Source organism: Paraburkholderia sp. J63 (assembly GCF_905220245.1).
In the GTDB taxonomy this organism is placed as follows: domain Bacteria; phylum Pseudomonadota; class Gammaproteobacteria; order Burkholderiales; family Burkholderiaceae; genus Paraburkholderia.
The window spans coordinates 175948-195914 of the sequence record NZ_CAJMZF010000007.1 but is presented as its reverse complement, the minus strand read 5'-3'; the positions used below and the strand labels follow the sequence as shown (position 1 = coordinate 195914).

Below are 19967 nucleotides of genomic sequence, written 5' to 3'. Positions count from 1 at the left end.
CGCGATACTGTGAGGCTCAACGCAACGGAACCCATAGGACATGGCGCATTTCGACGTATTCAACGGCGACGCGGACGGCATCTGCGCGTTGCACCAGCTTCGCCTCGCCCGGCCGCGCGAGGCCACGCTCGTCACGGGCGTGAAGCGCGACATCGCGCTTGTCAAGCGCGTGCAGGCGAAATCCGGCGACTCGCTCACGGTCCTCGACATTTCGTTTGATTCGAACCGCCAGGCGCTTTGCGCGCTGCTCGACCAGGGCGTCCACGTCGAATACTTCGATCATCACCGCGCGGGCGAGCTGCCGATGAACGTCAACCTCGTCGCGCATATCGACACCACGGCGCAGGTCTGCACGAGCGTGCTGGTCGACCGTCATCTGCGCGGGCAATACCGCCCTTGGGCAATCGCGGCGGCGTTCGGCGACAACCTCCATGCCACCGCGCACGCGCTCGCGCGCGAAGCCGGGCTCAGCGAGGCGCAGGCCGCCCAGTTATGCGAGCTGGGCGAGTCGATCAACTACAACGCCTATGGCGACAGCATCGACGACCTCTTCATCGCGCCGGACGCGCTCTACCAAACGCTCAAGCCCTACGCCGATCCGTTCGACTTCATCGCGTCGGAGCGGCTAGTAGCGCGTCTTTCGGCGTGCTGCCGCGAAGACCTCGAACGCGCCCAGCAGATCACGCCCTTGTTCACGGTGCAGTACGGCAGTGTGTGCGTGCTCCCCGACGAGCCCTGGGCGCGCCGCGTGCGCGGCGTGTTCGCCAATGCGCTCGCGATCGAGGAGCCGTCGTGCGCCCATGCGGTACTGAGCGTCAATCCCGATGGCAATTACGCGGTCAGCGTGCGCGCGCCGCTCGTGCATCCGTGCGGCGCCGATGAGCTGTGCCATGCGTTCCCGGGCGGCAGCGGCCGCGTGGGCGCGGCGGGCATCGACTGTCTCGATTCGGAGCGGCTCGACCTGTTCGTCACCGCATTCGTGCGCGTGTTCGGACGCTCCGCGCCGCGCTGAACGCCGCGCGCTTCCTCACTTGCCGCCGTCCGGCGCAGGCGTGCTCGTGCGCGACCAGCGCCAGTCGCGGATCTCGGGCATGTCGTCGCCGTATTCGTCCACGTAGCGGCGGTGCGCGGCGAGCTTGTCGTGCAGTGTCTGCCGCAGATGCGCGGCGCGTTGCGCGAGTCCATCCACGCGATCGATCACGGCTTCGCACAAGTGATAGCGGTCCAGCCGGTTCACCACCGTCATGTCGAATGGCGTGGTCGTCGTCCCTTCCTCGATGAAGCCATGCACGTGGATGTTCGCGTGGTTGGCGCGCCGGTAAGTCAGCCGATGGATCAGCGACGGATAGCTGTGATGCGCGAAGATCACGGGCCGGCTCGTCGTGAAGAGCGCATTGAAGTCGGCGTCGGAGAGACCGTGCGGATGGCGGTCCGCGGGCTCCAGCGTCATCAGGTCCACCACGTTCACCACGCGTATTTTCAGATCGGGTAGCCAGCCGCGCAGCAGATCGACCGCCGCGAGCGTCTCCAGCGTGGGCACGTCGCCGGCGCAGGCCATCACCACGTCGGGCTCGCCGCCTTCGTCGTTGCTCGCCCACTGCCAGATGCCGATGCCGTCCGCGCAATGGCGGATAGCGGCGTCCATGTCGAGCCACTGGGCCTGCGGCTGCTTGCCCGCAACGATGATGTTGATGCGGTTCCAGGTGCGCAGCACGTGATCGGTCACGGCGAGCAGCGTATTGGCGTCGGGCGGCAAGTAGACGCGCACCGTATCGGCCTTCTTGTTGACCGCGTAGTCGATGAAGCCCGGGTCCTGATGACTGAAGCCGTTATGGTCCTGGCGCCACACGTGCGAGGTCAGCAGGTAGTTCAGCGAGGGCAGGGGGCGCCGCCACGGAATCTCGCGGATCACCTTGAGCCACTTCGCATGCTGGTTGAACATCGAATCGACGATGTGGATGAACGCCTCGTAGCACGACATGAAGCCGTGGCGGCCTGTCAGCAGATAGCCTTCGAGCCAGCCCTGGCAGGTGTGCTCGCTCAGGATCTCCATGACGCGGCCGTCCTGCGCGAGCTGGATGTCGTCGGGCGACGTTTGTGCGAGCCATGTGCGCGCCGTCACGTCGAAGACGTCGGACCAGCGGTTCGAGGCCGTTTCGTCCGGGCCGAAAATGCGGAAGTTGCGCGTGGGCAGATTCACGCGCATCACTTCGCGCAGGAACGCACCCATCACGCGCGTCGCCTCGGCGTCCACCTGGCCCGGCGCGGGCACGTCCACGGCATGGCGCTCGAACGCGGGCACGCGCAGTTCGCGCACGCGCCCGCCGCCGTTCGAGCGCGGGTTCGCGCTCATGCGGCGCTCGCCTTGCGGCGCGAGCGCGGCGATCTCGGGCGCGAGCCGGCCCTGCGCGTCGAATAGCTCTTCGGGCTTGTAGCTGCGCATCCAGTTTTCAAGCAGTGCGAGGTGGCCTGGCTTCGCGATGTTCGCGAGCGGCACCTGATGCGAGCGCCACGAGCCCTCGGTCTTCTGGCCATCGACGCTCTTCGGGCCGGTCCAGCCCTTGGGCGTTCGCAGCACGATCATCGGCCAGTGAGGGCGCTCGATCTGCGCCTGCGGATCGGCTTCGGCCGCCTTGCGCGCGGCCTGCTGGATGCGCGCGATCTCGTCGAACGCGCTGTCGAAGGCGGCGGCCATCAGGCGGTGCGCGACGCCGGGGTCCTCGGCCTCCACGAAGATCGGCTCGTAGCCGTAGCCCTTCATGAGCGCGGCGAGTTCCTCGTCGCCGATGCGCGCGAGCACGGTCGGCCCCGCAATCTTGAAGCCGTTCAGATGCAGGATGGGCAGCACCGCGCCATCGGTCACCGGATTGAGGAACTTGTTGGAATGCCACGAGGTGGCGAGCGGCCCCGTTTCGGCTTCGCCGTCGCCGATTACGCACGCGGCAATCAGGTCCGGGTTGTCGAACACCGCGCCATACGCGTGCGACAGCGCGTAGCCGAGCTCGCCGCCCTCGTGAATCGAGCCCGGCGTTTGCGGCGCAACGTGGCTCGGAATGCCGCCCGGAAAGCTGAACTGCTTGAAGAGCCGCGCCATGCCTTCTTCGTCCTGCGGCACGTTCGGCCAGGTCTCGCTATACGTGCCTTCGAGCCAGGTATTCGCGACGACGGCCGGCCCGCCATGCCCCGGCCCCGCAATGAAGAGCAGATCGAGATCGCGCTCGTTGATGATGCGGTTCAGATGCGTGTAGAGGAAATTGAGGCCGGGCGTGGTTCCCCAGTGGCCGAGCAGCCGCGGCTTCACGTGGGCGAGTTGCAGCGGCTCGCGCAGCAGCGGATTGGCGAGCAGATAGATCTGGCCCACCGCGAGATAGTTGGCGGCGCGCCACCAGGCGTCCATGCGCTGTAGCAGTTCGTCGGAAAGCGGCGGGCGGGTGGAAGGGCTGATTGGGCTCATGCGGTGCTCCTCACGCGGTGCTTCGATCGATCGGAGGTATGGTGCCACGATCGCTGGGAGCGTTTCCGCTGGGTGTACGCGCGGTTGGCGCGCGCCCTCGTCGCGGTGCGCGCGTACACCGCGTAACATGGATGATGCGTCCCCGCGGATCGTGCGGCGTGGACGTCTCGCGGATCTTCCTGAAGGCCTTCCGGGATGGGGACGCGAGTTTTGCATGGAGAACGGCGATGCGAGCGATGGTGTTCGACGGTACGAGTCCGCAACTGCGGGAAGCGGACGTGCCCGATCCGGTTCCCGCGGCGGGCGAACTGCTCATCGACGTCCATGCGTGCGGCGTGTGCCGTACCGATCTTCACGTGGTCGATGGCGATTTGACGCAGCCCAAGCGTCCCGTGATTCCGGGGCACGAAATCGTCGGCACGGTGGCGGCGCTCGGCGCGGGCGTCACGGGCTTCGCCTTGGGCGACCGCGTGGGCGTGCCGTGGCTCGGCCACACCTGCGGGCATTGCCGCTTCTGCCTGCGCGGCCGCGAAAACCTCTGCGACGCGCCCGGCTTCACCGGCTACACGATCGACGGTGGCTACGCGCAACGCACGGTCGCCCACGCCCATTACTGCTTCCATCTGCCGCGCCAGTACAGCGATGTCAAAGCCGCGCCGCTGCTGTGCGCGGGTTTGATCGGCTATCGCACGCTCGCGCTGGCCGGCGACGCGCCCTGTATCGGCATCTATGGATTCGGCGCGGCGGCGCATATCGTCGCGCAGGTCGCGCGGCATCAGGGCCGCACGGTGTACGCGTTCACGCGTCCCGGCGACCACGATGCGCAGCGTTTCGCTCGGCGGCTGGGTGCGGCATGGGCGGGCGGCAGCGACGAAGCGCCGCCCGAGCCGCTCGACGCCGCGCTGCTGTTCGCGCCCGTCGGCGCGCTGGTGCCCGCGGCGCTGCGCGCGGTGGCCAAGGGCGGCACGGTCGTCTGCGGCGGCATCCATATGAGCGACATTCCGTCGTTTCCGTACGCGTGGCTGTGGGAGGAGCGCCGCATCGTCTCCGTGGCGAATCTCACGCGCGACGACGGCGCAGCATTCATGGCTATCGCTGCGCGCCACACGCTCGACATCGAGACCACGGCGTACCCGCTCGCGCGCGCCAACGACGCGCTTGCGGATCTGCGCGAGGGGCGGCTCACGGGCGCCGCGGTGCTGACGATGCGATGAGCGCGCCATCGGTGACGTTATCGACGCCATCGGCGCGCGGGCAGGCCACGCAGCGACGATGCGACACAGCCAGAGGCGCATTCTCGTTTCCATCTATGTGGAGACGACCAAGCCGACGCGATCAGACCAGGTCGATCAGGACAAACGCGCAGGACCAACGAATACATCGTTTTTTGATTGCGCGAGCTTGCGACACGGCTCGCGCGTGACGCAACGGCCGGCAATGCCATTGCGCGCCGCCGGGAAGACCGGGACCGCGCACGGTGGATGCCGCGCATCATGGGCCATGCCCGGGAGGTAACAATGTACAAGCGGATTCTGGTGGCCGTGGACGGCAGCCGCAGCGGACGCCGCGCGCTGGACGAGGCCGTGAAGATTGCCAAAGCGACGGGCGCCACGGTCGAGGCGCTTTGCGTGGTCCAGCACCCGGCGCGCCTTGTCGATATCAGCTCGGGTTTCGCCGAAGAGCAGACGCGCCAGTCGGCCGAGGCCGACGTCGCCACGGCCGGGCTCGAGGAAGCGAAGACGGTGTTCGCAGAGGCCGGCGTGACGGGCACGGCACGCGCGGCCGACTCGATGGGCGAAGAAGTGGCGGCCGTGATCTACCGCATTGCGGCGGAAAACGAGGCGGATCTCGTCGTGATGGGGACGCGTGGTTTGTCGGGCATGAAGCGGCTGTTGCTCGGCAGCGTGGCGGAGTCGTTCCTGCGCATGGCCGACCGCCCGGTCATGCTCGTGCGCAACGAGGAACCGAAGGTGGACTGACACCGGCCTTCGCAGACGAAAACGGGCGCGCCGCCGATGCGGCGGCGCCCGACACCCTGCCTGCAAATATCTCGAAATCCGACCTGGATCAAATCTTCCGATTGAGGGCAGCACTCGGGAGGCGGGCGCCTTGCTTATCATGTGAATTCGACCGTTTGCTGGGCGCACGCGCTGCGCTCCGAGTCATCGTCGCCGTGCCGCGTGAATGAGCACAGCGCACTGGAGTTCACGTGCGTGCTGCATGACGGGTTTGCCAGCCGCAGGTCAGCCGCCGGTCAAGCTGGAGTCCCGCACCGCCGTGCGTCCTTGCCACGCACGCTCTGGCCGGAATGCCTTGAGGCGAACGTGAACGGAAATCCACTGACGCCTATGCGCCAGCGCATCCGAAAGCACACGGCACGGCCTTACGTTTTTCGTTCATATAGCAAGGAATCCGATTCATTTGCTCACGCGAATGCGTGACACATTGTTGACATCAGCGGACTTGCGACGCATTTCTTCACCGGCCATCGATCGCGCCGGTAATACGAAGAAACACGACTGTAGCGAAACTGTACGTTTTGCTCGCTATGCTGATGTCCACGATGAGTTTCTGTACAGGAGAAATTCGATGCTCAGCCATCACGAACTGGCGGCACTATTGCTGATTCGCGACGCCAATGCGCCGCTTCAGTCACTCGATTCCGATTTTCTGGCGCTGACGCGCTACCACCTCGTGGAGATGGACGAAGACGAGGACGGCTACGCGCCGCGCCTCACGACGCGCGGCAAGGAATTGCTGCGGCGGCTCACACAGGGCGGCCAGCCGAGTCGCGAAGGTGGGGCGCGATGATGGGCTCGTGCTTTCGCGCGGACTGTAACCCAATTGCAAAGCAGGTTGCCGCCGTGCGGCTGTCAAGTGCCTGACATTAGACGCTACGCTCGTTACAACCGTGTAACGAAGCGGCACGTTCCTTGCGCTACAGTACTTCCTCTTGTTTCAACGACACTGATATCACCAGGGAGAGTCATACATGAAAACCTTTGCCAAACCGTTCGCCCGCTTGTCCGCCCTGATGCTTTGTGCAGCGCTGGCCGCGCCGCTGGTCGCTGTTGCCGCGCCATATCATCATGAGGTGTGCCATACCGAAACGCACCATCATCACCCCGTGCGTGTCTGCCATCATGTGCACTGAGCGACGCTGAGCAGTATGCCGCACTTCGGTGCGGTTTTTTTTGCCTCAAATAGTTAGGTATCCATATTAAATAATCGACATCGTAGTTCTGTTGCTGAGAGTCGCAGATTTCGAATGAGGAAGCCATCGGTGCAGGCTCGCGCGTCCATTTATACGAGGGTCAACGGCGTGAGCACGCGACGCGCGTGAGGGCAGGCCGCGTCGTCATCCGTTGCAGGGCCGGTGCGATCCTGGAGGATCTGAAACCGGTCCTGTGCGACACCACTCAATCGCAGTTCAATTATTGCCGTTGCCGTGGTGTCCGCCGCCGCCGGGCGGCCGATTGTTGCCACCGCCGGGCGGCCGGCCGCCCTGGCCCGGCGGGCGCCCACCGCTATTGCCGGGCGGCCGGGCGCCACCGTGTCCCGGCGGCTTCGCACCACCATGACCGGGCGGACGCGCGCCCGGGTTGGGCGGACGATGATCGTGTCCGTGTCCATTGCCGGGCCGGTTGCCGTGATGACCGCCGGGCGGCCTCGCGCCATGCGCGGGCGGACGCACCGGCGGGCGGATGGCCGGCGGCGGTCCGGGGCGCGGCCCCGGGTGCCGATACCAGTGCGATTGATTGCCGTACCACGGGCGGTCGCGATAGTAGTTGCCCCAGTACGCGCCGAGCGAGAACGTGACGATGGGCAGGCCGATAGTCGAGCCGTAGTTCATCAGCGGCACTCTCGCGCCCTGATACGGATACGTGAGATACCCGCCGTAGACCCAGCCGCGCAGGCCGGGCAAGCTTACGTCGCACCAGCTATAGCCGGCCACGCAGCCCATTACGGCGAGCGAGACACCACCCGGGACTTGCGCCACGACCGGATAGTCGCCGGCCGGCCCGGCATAGAGATTGACGGTCGTGCTCGTGAATGCCTGACTCTGCGCGAGCGCCGGCGCCGCCGACACGGCGGCCAGACCGGCGAGCATCGCGCCAACGAATTGCTTGTGCATCGCTGCTCCTCCTCGGTGGGAACTACCCGACGACTGTTTATTGCACATCAACGAATTTGCAACCGTTACGGTAGCAGATATGTGTTCGGGGGCGCGGCTGCGTATGTAACGGGAAATTGCTTCGCCAGCGTGGACTCGCCACGTCGGTCCTCGCGCTGGACATTCGTCCCGGTTACGGGCCGCGCCTTGCAGACATCGGCAATTAATCAGGATTACTTATCAAATTTCACGATGAATATCGCCAACTCTCTGCCGCATTCGCTTCAGATCAGCATCGTCAGTTCTTCCTCAACCTTGAGGCGATCACATTCGATGTATTCGATTTCCAACTGAATTTCAGTTGAATATTTAACTTTTTAATGGAAATCGGCTTCGCTAACATCCGCTCCGCTGACGACACAATCCCGCGCGGCTCGCGCCGAAAGCGGGACGGAACCGTCGTCGCAACCGACAAAAAATCAATAGCGAGATCGCGTTCGTCAACGGAGAAGAGACAGGTGAGCAACCCAATCAGGATCGCAGCGGCAGGCGTGGTGATGAGCTGCGCGTTCGCGCAGGCGGCAAACGCGCAGTCGACGGTTACGCTGTACGGCATCGTCGATGCCGGCGTGCTTTACACGAATAATCGCGAGGGCCATTCGTCATGGGAATTGGCGGGCGGCAACGAGTCGGGGCCGCGCTGGGGCCTGATGGGCTCCGAGGACCTCGGCGGCGGCACGAAGGCAAACTTCCGGCTGGAGAATGGCTTCAACGTCGCCAACGGCGCGCTCGGCCAGGGCGGCCGGATGTTCGGACGGCAGGCGTGGGTCGGCCTGAGCGGCACCAACTGGGGCGCGGTGACGCTCGGTCGCCAGTACAACTCGACGCAGGACGTGCTCGGCTCGATGCAGATGAGCGGCTATCTTGCGCAGTATTCGACGCACCCGTTCGACAACGACGACATCAATAACACGTTCCGCACCAACAACTCGGTCAAGTACGTGTCCCCGACCTTCGCCGGCTTGCAGGCGAACCTCGTCTATGGCTTTTCGAACGCCACCGGCTTCGCGGACGACAATAGCTGGAGCGCGGGCCTTACCTATGCGAACGGGCCGCTGAACGCGGGCGCCGCCTATGCGCGGATGAACCATCCGGCGCTGAGTGCGTCCGGCGCAGTTGCTTCGGACAACTACTATCCTGCGTCGGCGAGCGTGTTCGGCGCGAGTCTTGCGAATACTACGCGCCAGCAGATCTGGGGCGCGGGCGGCACCTACACGTTCGGCCAGGCGACGTTCGAGCTGCTGTACACCGGCACGAGCTTCGAAATGTCGGCGGGCGGCGCGCTGCGCTTCAACAACTACGAAGGCAGCCTGCGTTATATGCTGACGCCCGCGCTGATGGCGATGGCCGGCTACACCTATACGCAGGTCGCGCGAGGCGACGACGATGGCCACTACCATCAGGTATCGGCTGGCCTCCAGTATCTGCTGTCCAAGCGCACCGACGTGTACGTGAACGGTTTCTATCAGAAGGCGTCGTCGGGCATCGGCAGTGCGTGGATCGACGGAACCAGCGGGCCGTCGTCGACGACGTCGCAGGTCGCGATCGTCGCCGGCATCCGCGAGAAGTTCTAAGCGGCGCTCACGCGCAGGTCATTCGTCGGCGAGGCTGAACTCGATGTCCTGCGCGCCTTCCCACAGCACGAGCTTGCCGAACGCGGCGAGATGCTCGTGTCCTTCGAGCAGCGTGAAGAAGTGATTGCCGGCGAGCTGGCCCATCTTGCTCGCGAAGATCGAGCTGCCGTACACGAACAGGAACTCGGTCTCGCTGAATCCGCCCGGATACAGCAGGATGTCGCCGCGCGACGCGTGGCTGGTGTGGTTTTCGAAATCGAGGCCGGTATCGAAATCGCCGAGCGGAATCCAGACCGCTTCGCCGCTCCAGCGCGAATGGATGACCTTGTTCCTGAACGGCAGCAACTCGAGGAAGCGCTTGCAGGTAAGCGGGGCTTTTTCTTCTTCGAGGCGGCCGACGAAGCGGTACGGGCCGGCGTTGACGACGATCTTTTTCATGGGTTGTTCTCCGTGGGTAGCGCTGTAACGCGCCTACATTAACGCAGTTTGTGCGCGTGACGGCGCACGAATAGTGGCGTTTCGCCGGGCGGTATGGCGCACGCTCCGGGAGCGTCGATGGTGCGCGGCGTTATTTGCAGCGTTATTTGCGCCGTTTCTTCAGCAGATAGTCGCGCAGCACGGTGGCGTTGTTGCGCACGGTTTCGTGCGAGCTGAAAAGCAGCACCACCGGTCGCGTTTTACTCGTCTCGACGATGGGCTCCCACGCGGCAGGGTTCGCATCGAGTTCGGCGATGTAGCGGCGCTCGAACTCGTCCCATTGTGCGGGGTCCTTGTGGAACCACTGGCGCAGTTCCGTGCTCGGCGCAACGTCTTTCGCCCAGCTCACGTCCGCGAGCCTCTCCTTGCGGATGCCGCGCGGCCATAGCCGGTCGACCAGAAAGCACGCCGCTCCGTCTTCGGGCAGCGGTTCGTAGACACGCTGGACCGTGATCGCGGGTTGGGTCATTTTCCGCTTCTCCTTTTTATGGGGATTCGTGTCCGCTTGCTGCGCCGGCGACAAGGCATCGGCCACGCGCTCGCGCAGTGCGGGCAGCACGTCGTGCGCGAACCACGGATGCCGCTGGAGCCACGGCGTATTGCGTGGCGAAGGGTGGGGCAGCGGTACGCAGGCGGGGGTGTAGTCGCGCCACGCTTCGACGGTCTCGGTGAGCGAGGCCTTGCGCCGGTTGCCGAGGAAATAGCGCTGCGCATACTGGCCGACCAGTAGCGTGAGGCGCACCTCGGGCATCAGCGCGAGCAGGCGTTCGTGCCAGAGCGGCGCGCATTCGGGGCGCGGCGGCTTATCGCCGCTGCCGCCTTTGCCCGATACGCGTCCCGGATAGCAAAAGCCCATCGGCACGATGGCGATGCGCGCGGCGTCGTAGAACGTCTGCGCGTCGATGCCCATCCATTCGCGCAGGCGCTCGCCGCTCGCGTCGTCCCAGGGCACGCCCGAGGCGTGGACCTTCGCGCCGGGCGCCTGGCCGACGATCAAAAGCCGCGCGCTCGCGCTCGCCTGGAGCACCGGGCGCGGGCCGAGCGGCAGGGCGCCGGCGCAGGCGCGGCAGGCACGGATTTCGGTCAGGAGGCGGGGGAGCGAGCGGGTATTCGACACGGCGGGAACGCATTCGGCGAGCGGACAACAAGGGTCTCAGTCTACCAAAGAGCCGCGGCGCGCCGTGACGGCTTGCGTGGCCGGCGGCGCGCGCAAGCGGACGTCATCGGCACGCAAAGGTGGCATTCTGGCTCCCGATCGTGCGCCCGCGTTGGTCGCGCCCGGCCTGGCGCCGCCGCGAGCACCGCCGCACAAAGACGCGTAGACTCGCACGAAGCAGCAGTGTCAGACAGCAGGCGCGGCGCGTGCTGTGCCTGCCGGGCGCCTTCAGGTCTGCGACGTCCGCGATACCGGTTATGTCGACTATGTCGATGACATCGGTACGCACGTTACGGACGTCACGTGGCGCACCCCGCACTTCCGGATCGACCGCCTCTGCCGCGTGCTTCGTGCGGCGCCGCAACGCCTTCCGGACGACGACCGTGAACGACACCGCGAGCGTCCGGCCCACCGCGCCGGCCCGCCCGGGAGACCACGCACCGGCGCGACGCCGGCGGTTCGCTCCCGCGGCCGGCCGCACTGCACAGCGCGTCGGGTGGGTGCCTCGCAAGGAGGCTTCATGAGATTGCTTGCTGTCCACCCGAGCGGCCTGATGTATACGCGCGTGTTCCTTCGGCTCGAGCCGCTGGGTCTCGAATCGGTTGCCGGCACGGCGCGCGAGGCGGGCCACGACGTGCGCCTCATCGACCTGCAGGTGGAAACCCATCGCGACCTGATGCGCATGGTGCGCGACTGGCAGCCCGAGGCGCTCTGCTTTTCGGGCAACTATCTGGCGAACATTCCCGAGATCATCGATCTTTCCAGGGCCGTGAAGGCCGCGCTGCCCGCGTGCTTCGTGTTCGTGGGCGGCCATAGCGTGTCGTTCACGGCGCCCGATCTGCTGCGCCATGCCGAGGGCGCGATCGACTGCATCCTGCGCGGCGAGGGCGAGGCGTCGATCAACACATTGCTCCAAACGGTTGCGCAAGGCGGCGATCTGCTAGCGGTGCCGGGCGTGGTGACGCGCGAAGGCTCGGGGCCGCCTCCGCGCTTCGTCGAGCAACTCGACCCTGTGCGTCCCGCGCGCGACCTGTTGCGGCATCGGCGCAAATACTTCATCGGCACGCTCGATCCGTGCGCGTCGATCGAGTTCGCGCGCGGCTGTCCGTGGGACTGCACGTTCTGCAGCGCGTGGACGTTCTACGGGCGCAGCTATCGCACGCGCAGCCCCGAGGTCGTGGTGGAGGAACTGGCGTCGCTGCGCGAGCCCGGTGTCTTCATCGTCGACGACGTGGCCTTCGTGCACGCCGAGCACGGCATGGCGATCGCCGATGCGATCCGTCAACGCGGCATCAAGAAGCGCTACTACCTCGAGACGCGCGGCGACGTGCTCCTGCGCAACAAGGAAGTGTTTCGCGCGTGGCAGACGCTCGGCCTCAAATACATGTTCCTCGGTCTCGAAGCGATCGACGACGAAGGTCTCAAGGCGTTTCGCAAACGCATCAGCCTCGATCGCAATTTCGAGGCGCTGGAGTTTGCACGCTCGCTCGGCATCACGGTCGCGGTCAACCTGATTGCCGACCCCGACTGGGATCGGGCGCGCTTCGAGACGATTCGTCAGTGGTGCCTGGAGATTCCGGAGATCGTGAACATCAGCGTGAACACGCCGTATCCGGGCACGGAGAACTGGCAGCACGAGGCGCGGCGGCTCACGAGCCTCGACTACCGGCTCTACGACATTCAGCACGCCGTGGTGCCGACGAAGCTGCCGCTGCCCGAGTTCTATGCGGAACTGGTGCGCACGCAACAAGTTCTGAACCGCAAGCACATGGGCTGGACGGCTTTTCGCGGCGCGTTCGGGCAGGCCTCGCATCTGCTGTTGCGCGGCCAGACCAATTTCGTGCGCATGCTCTGGAAGTTCAACTCGGTGTTCGATCCGCGCCTCCAGCTTGCCGATCACGCGCGCGAGGTGCACTACGAGATGACGCCGCCGCCCGGCATGACGGGCGAGCGCCAGATCGACATGAAGACCATCTATATTCATGGCCCGACCGGGCGCAAGGGCCGAAAGATCGACGACGCCACCGAGAAGTTCGTCGATGAGACGCGCATGGGCATGGGCTGAAATCAGCTGGCCTGGCTCACCGGCACCCAACCATATTGCGTGGCGGCCTGCGCAAGCTGCTTCGCGATCGAGGTGGCGAGCTTGCCGGCGTCGGCGGTCGTGGTGTCGCGCTTCGCCTCGGACGCGCCGTGCAGTCCCGCGCCCGCTGCCGCCGACATCGCAACCTGACCTGCCGCCGCGCCCACGCCCGCCGTTTCCGCCATGCCGGGCATATGGCCGCTGTCGGCCTTCGCATCGAAGGTGACGAGCGTTTGCGGTGCGCCGTTGGCCGGCAGGAACGACACGGCGATGGTCGCGCCCACTTCGCTCTTGCCCGCGCCGAGCCCGATGAGCACGCGGCGGCGACGGCTGCCCGCATCGACGGTATCGATGCGGCCTTCGACCACGATCGCGCTGCGTCCTGCCGGCACGGGGCCGTCCACGCGCATGGCGGGCAGGCCCATCTTGCGCAACTGGGCGACGATGTTGTCGGCCAGCTTTTCGCGCGCCGCGAGCGCCATCTGTTCCTGCTGCTGCGCCGACGACTCGCCGCTCGCCATCATCTTGAGTTTCTGCGCCATGCCGCTGTCGAGCTTCACGACGTCGGGCGAGATCTCGAACGCGGACACGTAGATCACCTCTGCGCGCACTTGCGGCAGCGGGCCGGCTGCCTGCAGCGCCGTGGCGGCCGAGGCGCAGCCCGACGCGAAGAGCGCGCCTGCGAGCAATGCAGCGCCCGCGAGCCGACGGGTCTTGTTGAAGAGGGAGTGGAGAATCGTGTTCATGTCGGGTCGCCTGGGTGCGGGTGCCGATATCCACCAATTAATCAGGATGGCGAAATATCGTCAAGGGTTCGTGAGGGCTGACTGAGCGGTTTGCCTGAGTGATCTGTCTGCGCTTGCCAGCTTCTTCAGGTCGCTGTGCAGGTTGCTCGGTACAGGCGCAAGTATGGGGGGAAGCGCCTGGCCGCGCCACGCGCAAATTATGTCGTTCTATGTCGCCCGGCCCGGCGCGTATGTCACCCGCGTGCGGCTGCGTCCTGAAGCACGGGATGATTGAGCGGCAGCTTAACCACGGCTTCGAGTCCGCCGCCTGCACGATCGACGAAGGTCAGCGAGCCGCCGTGCAGCCGCGCGATTCGTTCGACGATTGCGAGCCCGAGGCCGGTGCCGCCCGAATGGGTCCGTGCGTTGTCGCCGCGGCTGAAAGGCAATTTGAGCCGCTCCAGTTCTGCCGCGCGGATGCCGTTGCCGCGGTCGCCGATCGCCACGCAGGCCTGGCCGTCCGCCTGCCATGTGCGTATGCACAACCCGGTGCGGCCGTAGACGACGGCGTTCTGCATCAGGTTCATCAGGAGCCGCATGATGGCCACGGGCCGGAACGCGAAGTGGGGGAGATCGCCTTCCTCGAAGTCGAATTCGTGCCCGAGCCCCGCGAAATCGGCCACGAGCTGGCCCGCGAGCGCGTTGAGGTCGCCCGGCTGCGGCGCTTCGCGCTCGCCGCTGCCCGCGTAGTCCATGAACTGCTGGAGGATCGTGTCGATGTGGTCGAGATAGCCCTCGGCCGAATCGACGAGCTTGTCATTGGTGCCGCGCGGCAGCGCCATGGCGATGGCGAGGCGCAGCTTGGTGAGCGGCGTGCGGATGTCGTGGGAGACGCCGGCGAGCATCAGCGCGCGCGTTGCTTCGGCTTGTTGCAGCGCGGCGGTCATCTGATTGAAGGCCTGGCTGACCTCGGCGATTTCGGTCGGGCCGTGGGTCGGCAGTGGGGCGGGCGCTTCTCCAGCGCTTACGCGGCGCGCCGCGTGGGCGAGATCGGCGAGCGGACGGTTCAGGTGCAGCTGGATCAGCCAGCCCGTGAACGCCGCGAGCAGCGCGAGACCGATCGACAGCACGATGGCCGTGGTGATGCCACTCGCGCGCGCGTCGGCGGTCATCGGCAGGGCCACCCAGATGGGCTCGGCCGCCGCGTGCACGCGGATCCAGAGGCGCTCTTCGTCTGACGTTTCCCAGCGCACGGGCATGTCCGCGGGCAAATGGCGCTGGAGCGCCTCGATAAAGACGTCGCGCTGCCAGGTCTGAAAAAAGTGCAGCGGATTCACGCCCGGCAAATCCGTGCTTTCGGCGGGCGCGCTACGGTGACCGTTCAGGCGCGCGGCGGCGGCGCGGCCTTCGGCGGGCGGCATTGCGGCGAGCGTGCCGTCGAGCATCTTGACGTAGTCCGCGAAGATGATCGAGGCGCGCTCGATGCGCGGGCGCTGCACGAAATGCAGCAGCGCGGCGAACGAGCAGACCTGGGTGAGCGCGACGAGCGCCACCAGCAGCGCGATATTGCGCGAGAGGAGCGAGCGCGGCAGCCAGTGTGTGGGCGTACGCATTTCAGCCGTCGACGCCGGCCACCAGCATGTAGCCGATGCCCCAGACGGTCTTGATGAAGCGCGGCTTGGCGGGATCCTCCTCGACGATCTGGCGCAGCCGCAGGATCTGCACGTCGACGCTGCGGTCGAGCGCGGCGTGGTCGCGACCGCGGGCGCGCGCGAGCAGATTTTCGCGGCTCACGGCGCGGTTCGGCGAGGAGCCGAGCGCGTGCAGCAGGAGCATCTGCGCCGAATGAATTTCGACGGACACGCCGTCGCGCAGGAGCGTTTGCTGGCCGACGTCGAAGACGAAATTGCCGAAACGCAGCCGCTGCGTCGTGACAGTGGGCTCGCCCGCGGCCATCTTCTGGCGGCGCAGCAGCGCCTTCACGCGCGCGACGAGCTCGTCGGGCAGGAACGGCTTGGCGAGATAGTCGTCGGCGCCGGTTTCGAGGCCGATCACCTTGTCGGCGGCATCGCCCTTGGCCGTGAGCATGAGGATCGGCAGCGTATGGCCCTCCGCGCGCAGGCGGCGGCACACGCTCAGGCCGTCTTCGGGCTCCATCATGAGATCGAGCACCAGCAGGTCGTAAGGCTCACGCTGCAGCATGCGGTCGAGGCGCTTGCCGTCGGCGACGGCGCGCACCTCGAAACCGTGCCCGCTCAGGAAGCGCTGCAGCATGTGGCGCAGCTCGGCTTCGTCGTCGAGCACGATGATCCGGTTTGCCTGCTCCATGGGCCGCCTCGGGTGGGGAATGCTGGTGGTCGTTGTGCGGATGCATCCAGGGCCGCGCGGCGCTGTCATGCGGATGCGCAAGTCAGGCGCATTGTTCAGGGGTGCTATCGGTACTGCGGGTGCTATCGGCTTGCCGCGCTCATACGATAGTAGATGAGATGCGCCTGCCCGAACGTCGCGTCGCGCACGTTGCGTGTGAACTCGTGGGGCCTCCGGGCATCGCGCGATTCATTCGCCGGGCGTTTGCGTGCGCTCGACGCAACGACGAGCGGCCGGACTATGGCTGGGCAACTCACCCAGTCACGCGTCCGGCCGCGAATCAGCAGACGAATCAAGCCCAGTGCGCGGGCACCCAGACGCCGCCTGCCCAGTGGCCCGGCACCCAGATCGCGGCGCGCGGCGCCGGCGCGACATAGACGGGACGCGGCGCGACATAGACGGCGCGCGGCAGCGGGCGCGCGACATACACCACGCGGGGAGCGGGCGGCGCAACGTACACGACCTTCGGCGCGGGCGGCGCGACATAAACCGGCTTCGGCGGCGGGGGCGCGACGTAGACCGTCTTGGGCGCCTGGGCGACGACCACGGTATTCGGCGCGGGCGGCGGAGCCACGTAGACGGTGCTGGTCGCCGGCGGCGGGGCCGTGACGACCACCGGCGCTGGCACGGGCGCCGGGACCGGCGCCACGGCCACGGTGGCGCCCACGGCCACCGTGGATCCGCCCGTGACCACGGTGGTGCCACCCGTCGTGACCGTGCTGCCATGGACGACGGTCGAGCCGCCCGAAGTCGTCACCACGCCCGGCGCGACTTGCGTGGCGCTGCCCGAGTGCGTGACGGTGCCGCCGTTGCTGCCCGTGGCCGTGCCCGAGCGATAGCAGGTCGAGCCCGCGCAATTCGTCGAGGCGTTGTGGCTCACGCTATTGCCGTTTGCGGCGGTGACCGTGCCCGTCGACGAGTACTGGCCCGGCGCCGTGCGCGTCACGCTGCCCGAGGTCGACGCGCTGCGGCCGTCTTCGCCCGTCATGGTGCCGGTGTGCGAGCAGGTGCCGCCCGCGCAGCTCGTGTCGCCGGCGTGCTGGACCGAACGCCCGTTCGGGCCGACTGCCGTGCCGCTGTTCGAGAACTGTCCCGGCGCGGTGCGCGTAACAGTGCCGGTGTTGGTCCCGACGCCGCCCCACGGGCCAACCACGCCGCCTGCGTGCGAGCAACTGCCGCCGCCGCACGAACCGGCGTGCGCGCCGTTATAGGTGCCGTGCGGCGTGTAGGCGGTGCCGTGGCCGGACCAGCCCGCGAACGCCGGCGCGCTGGCGAGGGCGAAGAGGGTGGCGGCGAGGGCGGAGCGGGTGAGCGATTTCATCGGGGGTCCTTGCGGTTCGGTTCAGGGCACGCATTCGGCGTGTCAGCGGAACGAACTATAGGGCGATCCCCTGCGCGAGTCTCGTGCAAAACCATGTCGAAATATGTCACGGCGCGCGCATGACATGCGGCGACATAGTTTGTCAGTGGTTCTACGCGTTTCGCGCCACTAAAGTGCGGTTCATCCGACGCGACGCCCGATGCAGCAGCGAACGACGCGTCCTTTTCGACACCGCGCCAGGCGCTTATTCGCACATCGCTCACCATGCTATCCACTGGAAAACTCGCGTCCTATGTCACGCTCTTCATTGTTGCCGCTTCGCTGATTGAAGCGGCGGTGCTCTCGCAGCGCAAGCGCTGCGACGGCCAGGTTCCGTTCGACTGGTCCGAGGTCTGGCTTTCGCTCGCCGATCTCGTCGGACGAAAACTGTTCGCCCTCCTGCCCATTTCGCTCGCCACGCCGGTGTTCCATTTCGCGTGGGACCATCGTCTGTTTACGCTGACGATCGATAACGTCCTGCTCGTGCTGCTCGTCTTCGTCGGCCAGGAATTCTGCTACTACTGCTATCACCGCGCCTCGCACCGCATGCGCTTTTTCTGGGCGTCGCACGCGGTGCATCATTCGCCCAACCAGCTTACGCTGTCTTCCGCGTATCGCCTCGGGTGGACCAGCAAGCTCGCCGGCCCGGTGCTTTTCTTTGCACCGCTCGTCTGGCTCGGTGTACGCCCGGAGATCGCGGTGGCGATTCTCTCGTTCAACCTGCTCTATCAGTTCTGGCTGCACAACACCTGGATGCCGAAGCTCGGCTGGCTCGAATACGTGTTCAATACGCCTTCGGCACACCGCGTGCATCATGCGTCCAATGTCGATTACCTCGATGCGAACTATGGCGGCGTGCTGATCGTGTTCGACCGCCTGTTCGGGACCTATGTGGCCGAGCGCGCCGAGGAGCCGTGCCGCTACGGGCTCGTCACGCCGACGCGGTCGCGCAATCCGCTCGTCGTCGAATTCGGGCACTGGGCGAGCCTCGCGCGCGACATCGCCTCGGCGCCCGATCTGTGGACCGCGGTGCGCCATGTGATCCTGCCGCCTGGCTGGCGCGCGGACGGCAAGGGCGAAACCACCGAGGAACTGCGCCGGCGCGATCTGGCGGCGGTGCGGACGGAGGCGTGAGCCGTGGTTAGGGGCCAACGTGCTTGAACGTGCCGCCGCGCGCGAACGATGCAAGCCATGCACGCGGCAGTTGATGGGAGCTTCGTGCTCGGCTAACGTTGCGGCACGCGGCGGCCACGAGTTGCCGCGGCAATTTTCAACCCATCGTTCGAAGGTTCGAACCGACCCGGACGAACGACTCGCAGGCGCTCAAGATGGACAACTCAGTGAATGGCAAGACGGTGGCGATCACCGGCGGTTTCGGCAATCTCGGCATGGCGAGCGCGCAGTTTCTCGCGGCGCGCGGCGCACGCGTCGCGCTCATCGGCCGGGGCGCGGCGCCTGGCGACGACGCATGGCCCGCCACGCTGGCCCGGGCGGTGCGCATCGGCGGTGTCGATCTCGTCGATGCCGGCGCGGCGAACACGGCGCTGAAGACGGCGAGCGAGGCGCTCGGCGGCCTCGACGCGCTCGTCAATATTGCGGGCGCGTTCCGCTGGGAAACGATCGCCGACGGCGACGCGCGCACATGGGACCTGATGTTCGACCTGAACGTAAAGACGGCGCTCAATGCGTCGAAGGCGGCGCTCCCGCATCTGCTCGCGCGCGGTGCAGGGCGCATCGTGAACATCGGCGCGGGCGCGGGTCAGAAGGCCGGGCTCGGCATGGGCGCCTATGCGGCTTCGAAGGCGGGCGTGGCGCGCCTCACCGAAGCGCTGGCCGAGGAGCTCAAGGACCGGCGCGTGACCGTCAATGCGATCTTGCCGAGCATCATCGATACGCCGCAAAACCGCGCCGACATGCCCGACGCCGATTTCACGCGCTGGGTGCAGCCCGATGAAATCGCGGCGGTGATCGCGTTTCTGATGTCCTCGGACGCGCGCGCGGTTACGGGCGCCGCGATCTCGGTGAATGGGCGCGTGTGAGGCGCCTGGCGCGGCCGGTTTGGCGCGAACGGTTCAGCACGGCAAGCGAGTTCGGCACGGCCAGTTCGGCACGGCCAGTTCGGCACGGCCAGTTCGGCACGGCCAGTTCGGCGCAGGCGGATGATGCAGGCCAGCGCGTCACGGCGTGGGTGATACGCCGCTAATGCCCGTGTCCGCCGCCATGCCCACCACCGCTTGGCCAGTTGCCGCCGCCTCCGCCGTGCCAACCCCCGCCACCGCCATGCCAGCCGCCACCTCCGTGCCAACCACCACCGTGCCAGCCGTGATAGTGGTAGCAGCATCCGCCACCGCCGCCCCAGTACGCGAAGCCGAAGCTCGGCCCGTAATCGTAGGCGGGATAGCCGTACCCATAGGGATAACCGTAGCCGTAGGGATAGGGGTAGCCATAGCCATACGTGGCGTCGTAATAGCCCGGATAAGGCGCGACGCAGCCTGCCAGCGCCGCAGCCATCCCCAATGTAGATAAGAGCCGGAACACAGTTGTCTCCCGCCGACCGGAGCCGGCGCACCGCGCGTGGCTCCGGTCCTATGCAAGGC

The 19967-nt window shown here is 66.5% G+C and carries 17 protein-coding genes and 1 pseudogene; 9 read left to right on the top strand and 9 right to left on the bottom strand.

All coding sequences use genetic code 11. The features are described from left to right. Positions 1 to 40: 40 nt before the first annotated feature. Positions 41 to 1012 carry an acetyltransferase gene (locus tag U5775_RS10690; protein WP_322058104.1) on the top strand — a complete coding sequence of 324 codons (972 nt, stop codon included), beginning with the start codon at positions 41 to 43 and terminating at the stop codon, positions 1010 to 1012. A 15-nt stretch (positions 1013 to 1027) separates the two neighbouring features. On the opposite strand, the gene U5775_RS10685 is transcribed toward U5775_RS10690, so the two are convergent. After that, on the bottom strand, positions 1028 to 3454 hold the full coding sequence (locus U5775_RS10685; protein ID WP_322058103.1) for a phosphoketolase family protein: 2427 nt from the start codon (positions 3452 to 3454) through the stop codon (positions 1028 to 1030). 227 nt (positions 3455 to 3681) lie between these two features. On the opposite strand from U5775_RS10685, the gene U5775_RS10680 reads away from it, so the two are divergent. From U5775_RS10680 to U5775_RS10665, 4 genes are all read left to right on the top strand, one after another. Next, a complete protein-coding gene (locus U5775_RS10680; protein ID WP_322058102.1) occupies positions 3682 to 4668 on the top strand; it encodes a zinc-dependent alcohol dehydrogenase family protein in 987 nt (328 codons plus the stop codon). 303 nt (positions 4669 to 4971) lie between these two features. Then, the gene (locus U5775_RS10675; protein ID WP_322058101.1) at positions 4972 to 5433 is read left to right on the top strand and encodes a universal stress protein; all 462 of its coding nucleotides are present in this window, start codon (positions 4972 to 4974) and stop codon (positions 5431 to 5433) included. Positions 5434 to 6043: 610 nt separating this feature from the next. After that, entirely contained in the window at positions 6044 to 6265 is a 222-nt protein-coding gene (locus U5775_RS10670) for a hypothetical protein (RefSeq protein WP_322058100.1), read from the top strand. A 181-nt stretch (positions 6266 to 6446) separates the two neighbouring features. After that, positions 6447 to 6608 (top strand): hypothetical protein, encoded by a 162-nt coding sequence (locus tag U5775_RS10665; protein WP_322058099.1) that lies wholly within the window; start codon positions 6447 to 6449, stop codon positions 6606 to 6608. A gap of 276 nt (positions 6609 to 6884) precedes the next feature. On the opposite strand, the gene U5775_RS10660 is transcribed toward U5775_RS10665, so the two are convergent. Continuing rightward, a complete protein-coding gene (locus tag U5775_RS10660) occupies positions 6885 to 7589 on the bottom strand; it encodes an SH3 domain-containing protein (RefSeq protein WP_322058098.1) in 705 nt (234 codons plus the stop codon). A 536-nt stretch (positions 7590 to 8125) separates the two neighbouring features. On the opposite strand from U5775_RS10660, the gene U5775_RS10655 reads away from it, so the two are divergent. Continuing rightward, a complete protein-coding gene (locus U5775_RS10655) occupies positions 8126 to 9202 on the top strand; it encodes a porin (RefSeq protein WP_322058157.1) in 1077 nt (358 codons plus the stop codon). An 18-nt stretch (positions 9203 to 9220) separates the two neighbouring features. Here the strand turns inward: U5775_RS10655 and U5775_RS10650 are convergent, their stop codons facing one another. From U5775_RS10650 to U5775_RS10640, 3 genes and pseudogenes are all read right to left on the bottom strand, one after another. Next, positions 9221 to 9640 carry a DUF3830 family protein gene (locus U5775_RS10650; protein WP_322058097.1) on the bottom strand — a complete coding sequence of 140 codons (420 nt, stop codon included), beginning with the start codon at positions 9638 to 9640 and terminating at the stop codon, positions 9221 to 9223. Between the two features lie 142 nt (positions 9641 to 9782). Beyond that, on the bottom strand, positions 9783 to 10148 hold the full coding sequence (locus U5775_RS10645; RefSeq protein ID WP_322058156.1) for a DUF488 domain-containing protein: 366 nt from the start codon (positions 10146 to 10148) through the stop codon (positions 9783 to 9785). Positions 10149 to 10208: 60 nt separating this feature from the next. Continuing rightward, a pseudogene (locus tag U5775_RS10640) lies at positions 10209 to 10796 on the bottom strand (uracil-DNA glycosylase family protein); the annotation flags it as partial. A gap of 559 nt (positions 10797 to 11355) precedes the next feature. On the opposite strand from U5775_RS10640, the gene hpnR reads away from it, so the two are divergent. Beyond that, positions 11356 to 12900: a hopanoid C-3 methylase HpnR gene (gene hpnR, locus U5775_RS10635; protein WP_322058096.1), complete on the top strand. Its 1545-nt coding sequence runs from the start codon at positions 11356 to 11358 to the stop codon at positions 12898 to 12900. A 2-nt stretch (positions 12901 to 12902) separates the two neighbouring features. Here hpnR and U5775_RS10630 read toward each other — a convergent pair whose 3' ends face one another. The 4 genes from U5775_RS10630 to U5775_RS10615 all read right to left on the bottom strand — a co-directional run bounded on the left by U5775_RS10630 (position 12903) and on the right by U5775_RS10615 (position 17331). After that, positions 12903 to 13664 (bottom strand): DUF4410 domain-containing protein, encoded by a 762-nt coding sequence (locus tag U5775_RS10630; RefSeq protein WP_322058095.1) that lies wholly within the window; start codon positions 13662 to 13664, stop codon positions 12903 to 12905. 233 nt (positions 13665 to 13897) lie between these two features. Then, positions 13898 to 15256 carry an ATP-binding protein gene (locus U5775_RS10625; RefSeq protein ID WP_322058094.1) on the bottom strand — a complete coding sequence of 453 codons (1359 nt, stop codon included), beginning with the start codon at positions 15254 to 15256 and terminating at the stop codon, positions 13898 to 13900. Position 15257: 1 nt separating this feature from the next. Next, positions 15258 to 15971 carry a response regulator gene (locus tag U5775_RS10620; protein ID WP_322058093.1) on the bottom strand — a complete coding sequence of 238 codons (714 nt, stop codon included), beginning with the start codon at positions 15969 to 15971 and terminating at the stop codon, positions 15258 to 15260. Between the two features lie 331 nt (positions 15972 to 16302). Further along, positions 16303 to 17331, bottom strand: a complete 1029-nt coding sequence (locus U5775_RS10615; RefSeq protein WP_322058092.1) for a hypothetical protein — start codon at positions 17329 to 17331, stop codon at positions 16303 to 16305. A gap of 264 nt (positions 17332 to 17595) precedes the next feature. Here U5775_RS10615 and U5775_RS10610 point away from each other — a divergent pair, with 264 nt between their 5' ends. Continuing rightward, positions 17596 to 18504, top strand: a complete 909-nt coding sequence (locus U5775_RS10610; RefSeq protein WP_322058091.1) for a sterol desaturase family protein — start codon at positions 17596 to 17598, stop codon at positions 18502 to 18504. A gap of 194 nt (positions 18505 to 18698) precedes the next feature. Then, entirely contained in the window at positions 18699 to 19409 is a 711-nt protein-coding gene (locus U5775_RS10605) for an SDR family NAD(P)-dependent oxidoreductase (protein WP_322058090.1), read from the top strand. Positions 19410 to 19967: the final 558 nt, after the last annotated feature.

What these genes read in the sequence shown, in the direction of transcription:
- U5775_RS10690 (WP_322058104.1), top strand. Translation starts at nt 41, where the DNA reads ATGGCGCATTTCGACGTATTCAACGGCGACGCGGACGGCATCTGCGCG.
- U5775_RS10685 (WP_322058103.1), bottom strand. Translation starts at nt 3,454, where the DNA reads ATGAGCCCAATCAGCCCTTCCACCCGCCCGCCGCTTTCCGACGAACTG.
- U5775_RS10680 (WP_322058102.1), top strand. Translation starts at nt 3,682, where the DNA reads ATGCGAGCGATGGTGTTCGACGGTACGAGTCCGCAACTGCGGGAAGCG.
- U5775_RS10675 (WP_322058101.1), top strand. Translation starts at nt 4,972, where the DNA reads ATGTACAAGCGGATTCTGGTGGCCGTGGACGGCAGCCGCAGCGGACGC.
- U5775_RS10670 (WP_322058100.1), top strand. Translation starts at nt 6,044, where the DNA reads ATGCTCAGCCATCACGAACTGGCGGCACTATTGCTGATTCGCGACGCC.
- U5775_RS10665 (WP_322058099.1), top strand. Translation starts at nt 6,447, where the DNA reads ATGAAAACCTTTGCCAAACCGTTCGCCCGCTTGTCCGCCCTGATGCTT.
- U5775_RS10660 (WP_322058098.1), bottom strand. Translation starts at nt 7,589, where the DNA reads ATGCACAAGCAATTCGTTGGCGCGATGCTCGCCGGTCTGGCCGCCGTG.
- U5775_RS10655 (WP_322058157.1), top strand. Translation starts at nt 8,126, where the DNA reads ATGAGCTGCGCGTTCGCGCAGGCGGCAAACGCGCAGTCGACGGTTACG.
- U5775_RS10650 (WP_322058097.1), bottom strand. Translation starts at nt 9,640, where the DNA reads ATGAAAAAGATCGTCGTCAACGCCGGCCCGTACCGCTTCGTCGGCCGC.
- U5775_RS10645 (WP_322058156.1), bottom strand. Translation starts at nt 10,148, where the DNA reads ATGACCCAACCCGCGATCACGGTCCAGCGTGTCTACGAACCGCTGCCC.
- hpnR (WP_322058096.1), top strand. Translation starts at nt 11,356, where the DNA reads ATGAGATTGCTTGCTGTCCACCCGAGCGGCCTGATGTATACGCGCGTG.
- U5775_RS10630 (WP_322058095.1), bottom strand. Translation starts at nt 13,664, where the DNA reads ATGAACACGATTCTCCACTCCCTCTTCAACAAGACCCGTCGGCTCGCG.
- U5775_RS10625 (WP_322058094.1), bottom strand. Translation starts at nt 15,256, where the DNA reads ATGCGTACGCCCACACACTGGCTGCCGCGCTCGCTCCTCTCGCGCAAT.
- U5775_RS10620 (WP_322058093.1), bottom strand. Translation starts at nt 15,971, where the DNA reads ATGGAGCAGGCAAACCGGATCATCGTGCTCGACGACGAAGCCGAGCTG.
- U5775_RS10615 (WP_322058092.1), bottom strand. Translation starts at nt 17,331, where the DNA reads ATGAAATCGCTCACCCGCTCCGCCCTCGCCGCCACCCTCTTCGCCCTC.
- U5775_RS10610 (WP_322058091.1), top strand. Translation starts at nt 17,596, where the DNA reads ATGCTATCCACTGGAAAACTCGCGTCCTATGTCACGCTCTTCATTGTT.
- U5775_RS10605 (WP_322058090.1), top strand. Translation starts at nt 18,699, where the DNA reads ATGGACAACTCAGTGAATGGCAAGACGGTGGCGATCACCGGCGGTTTC.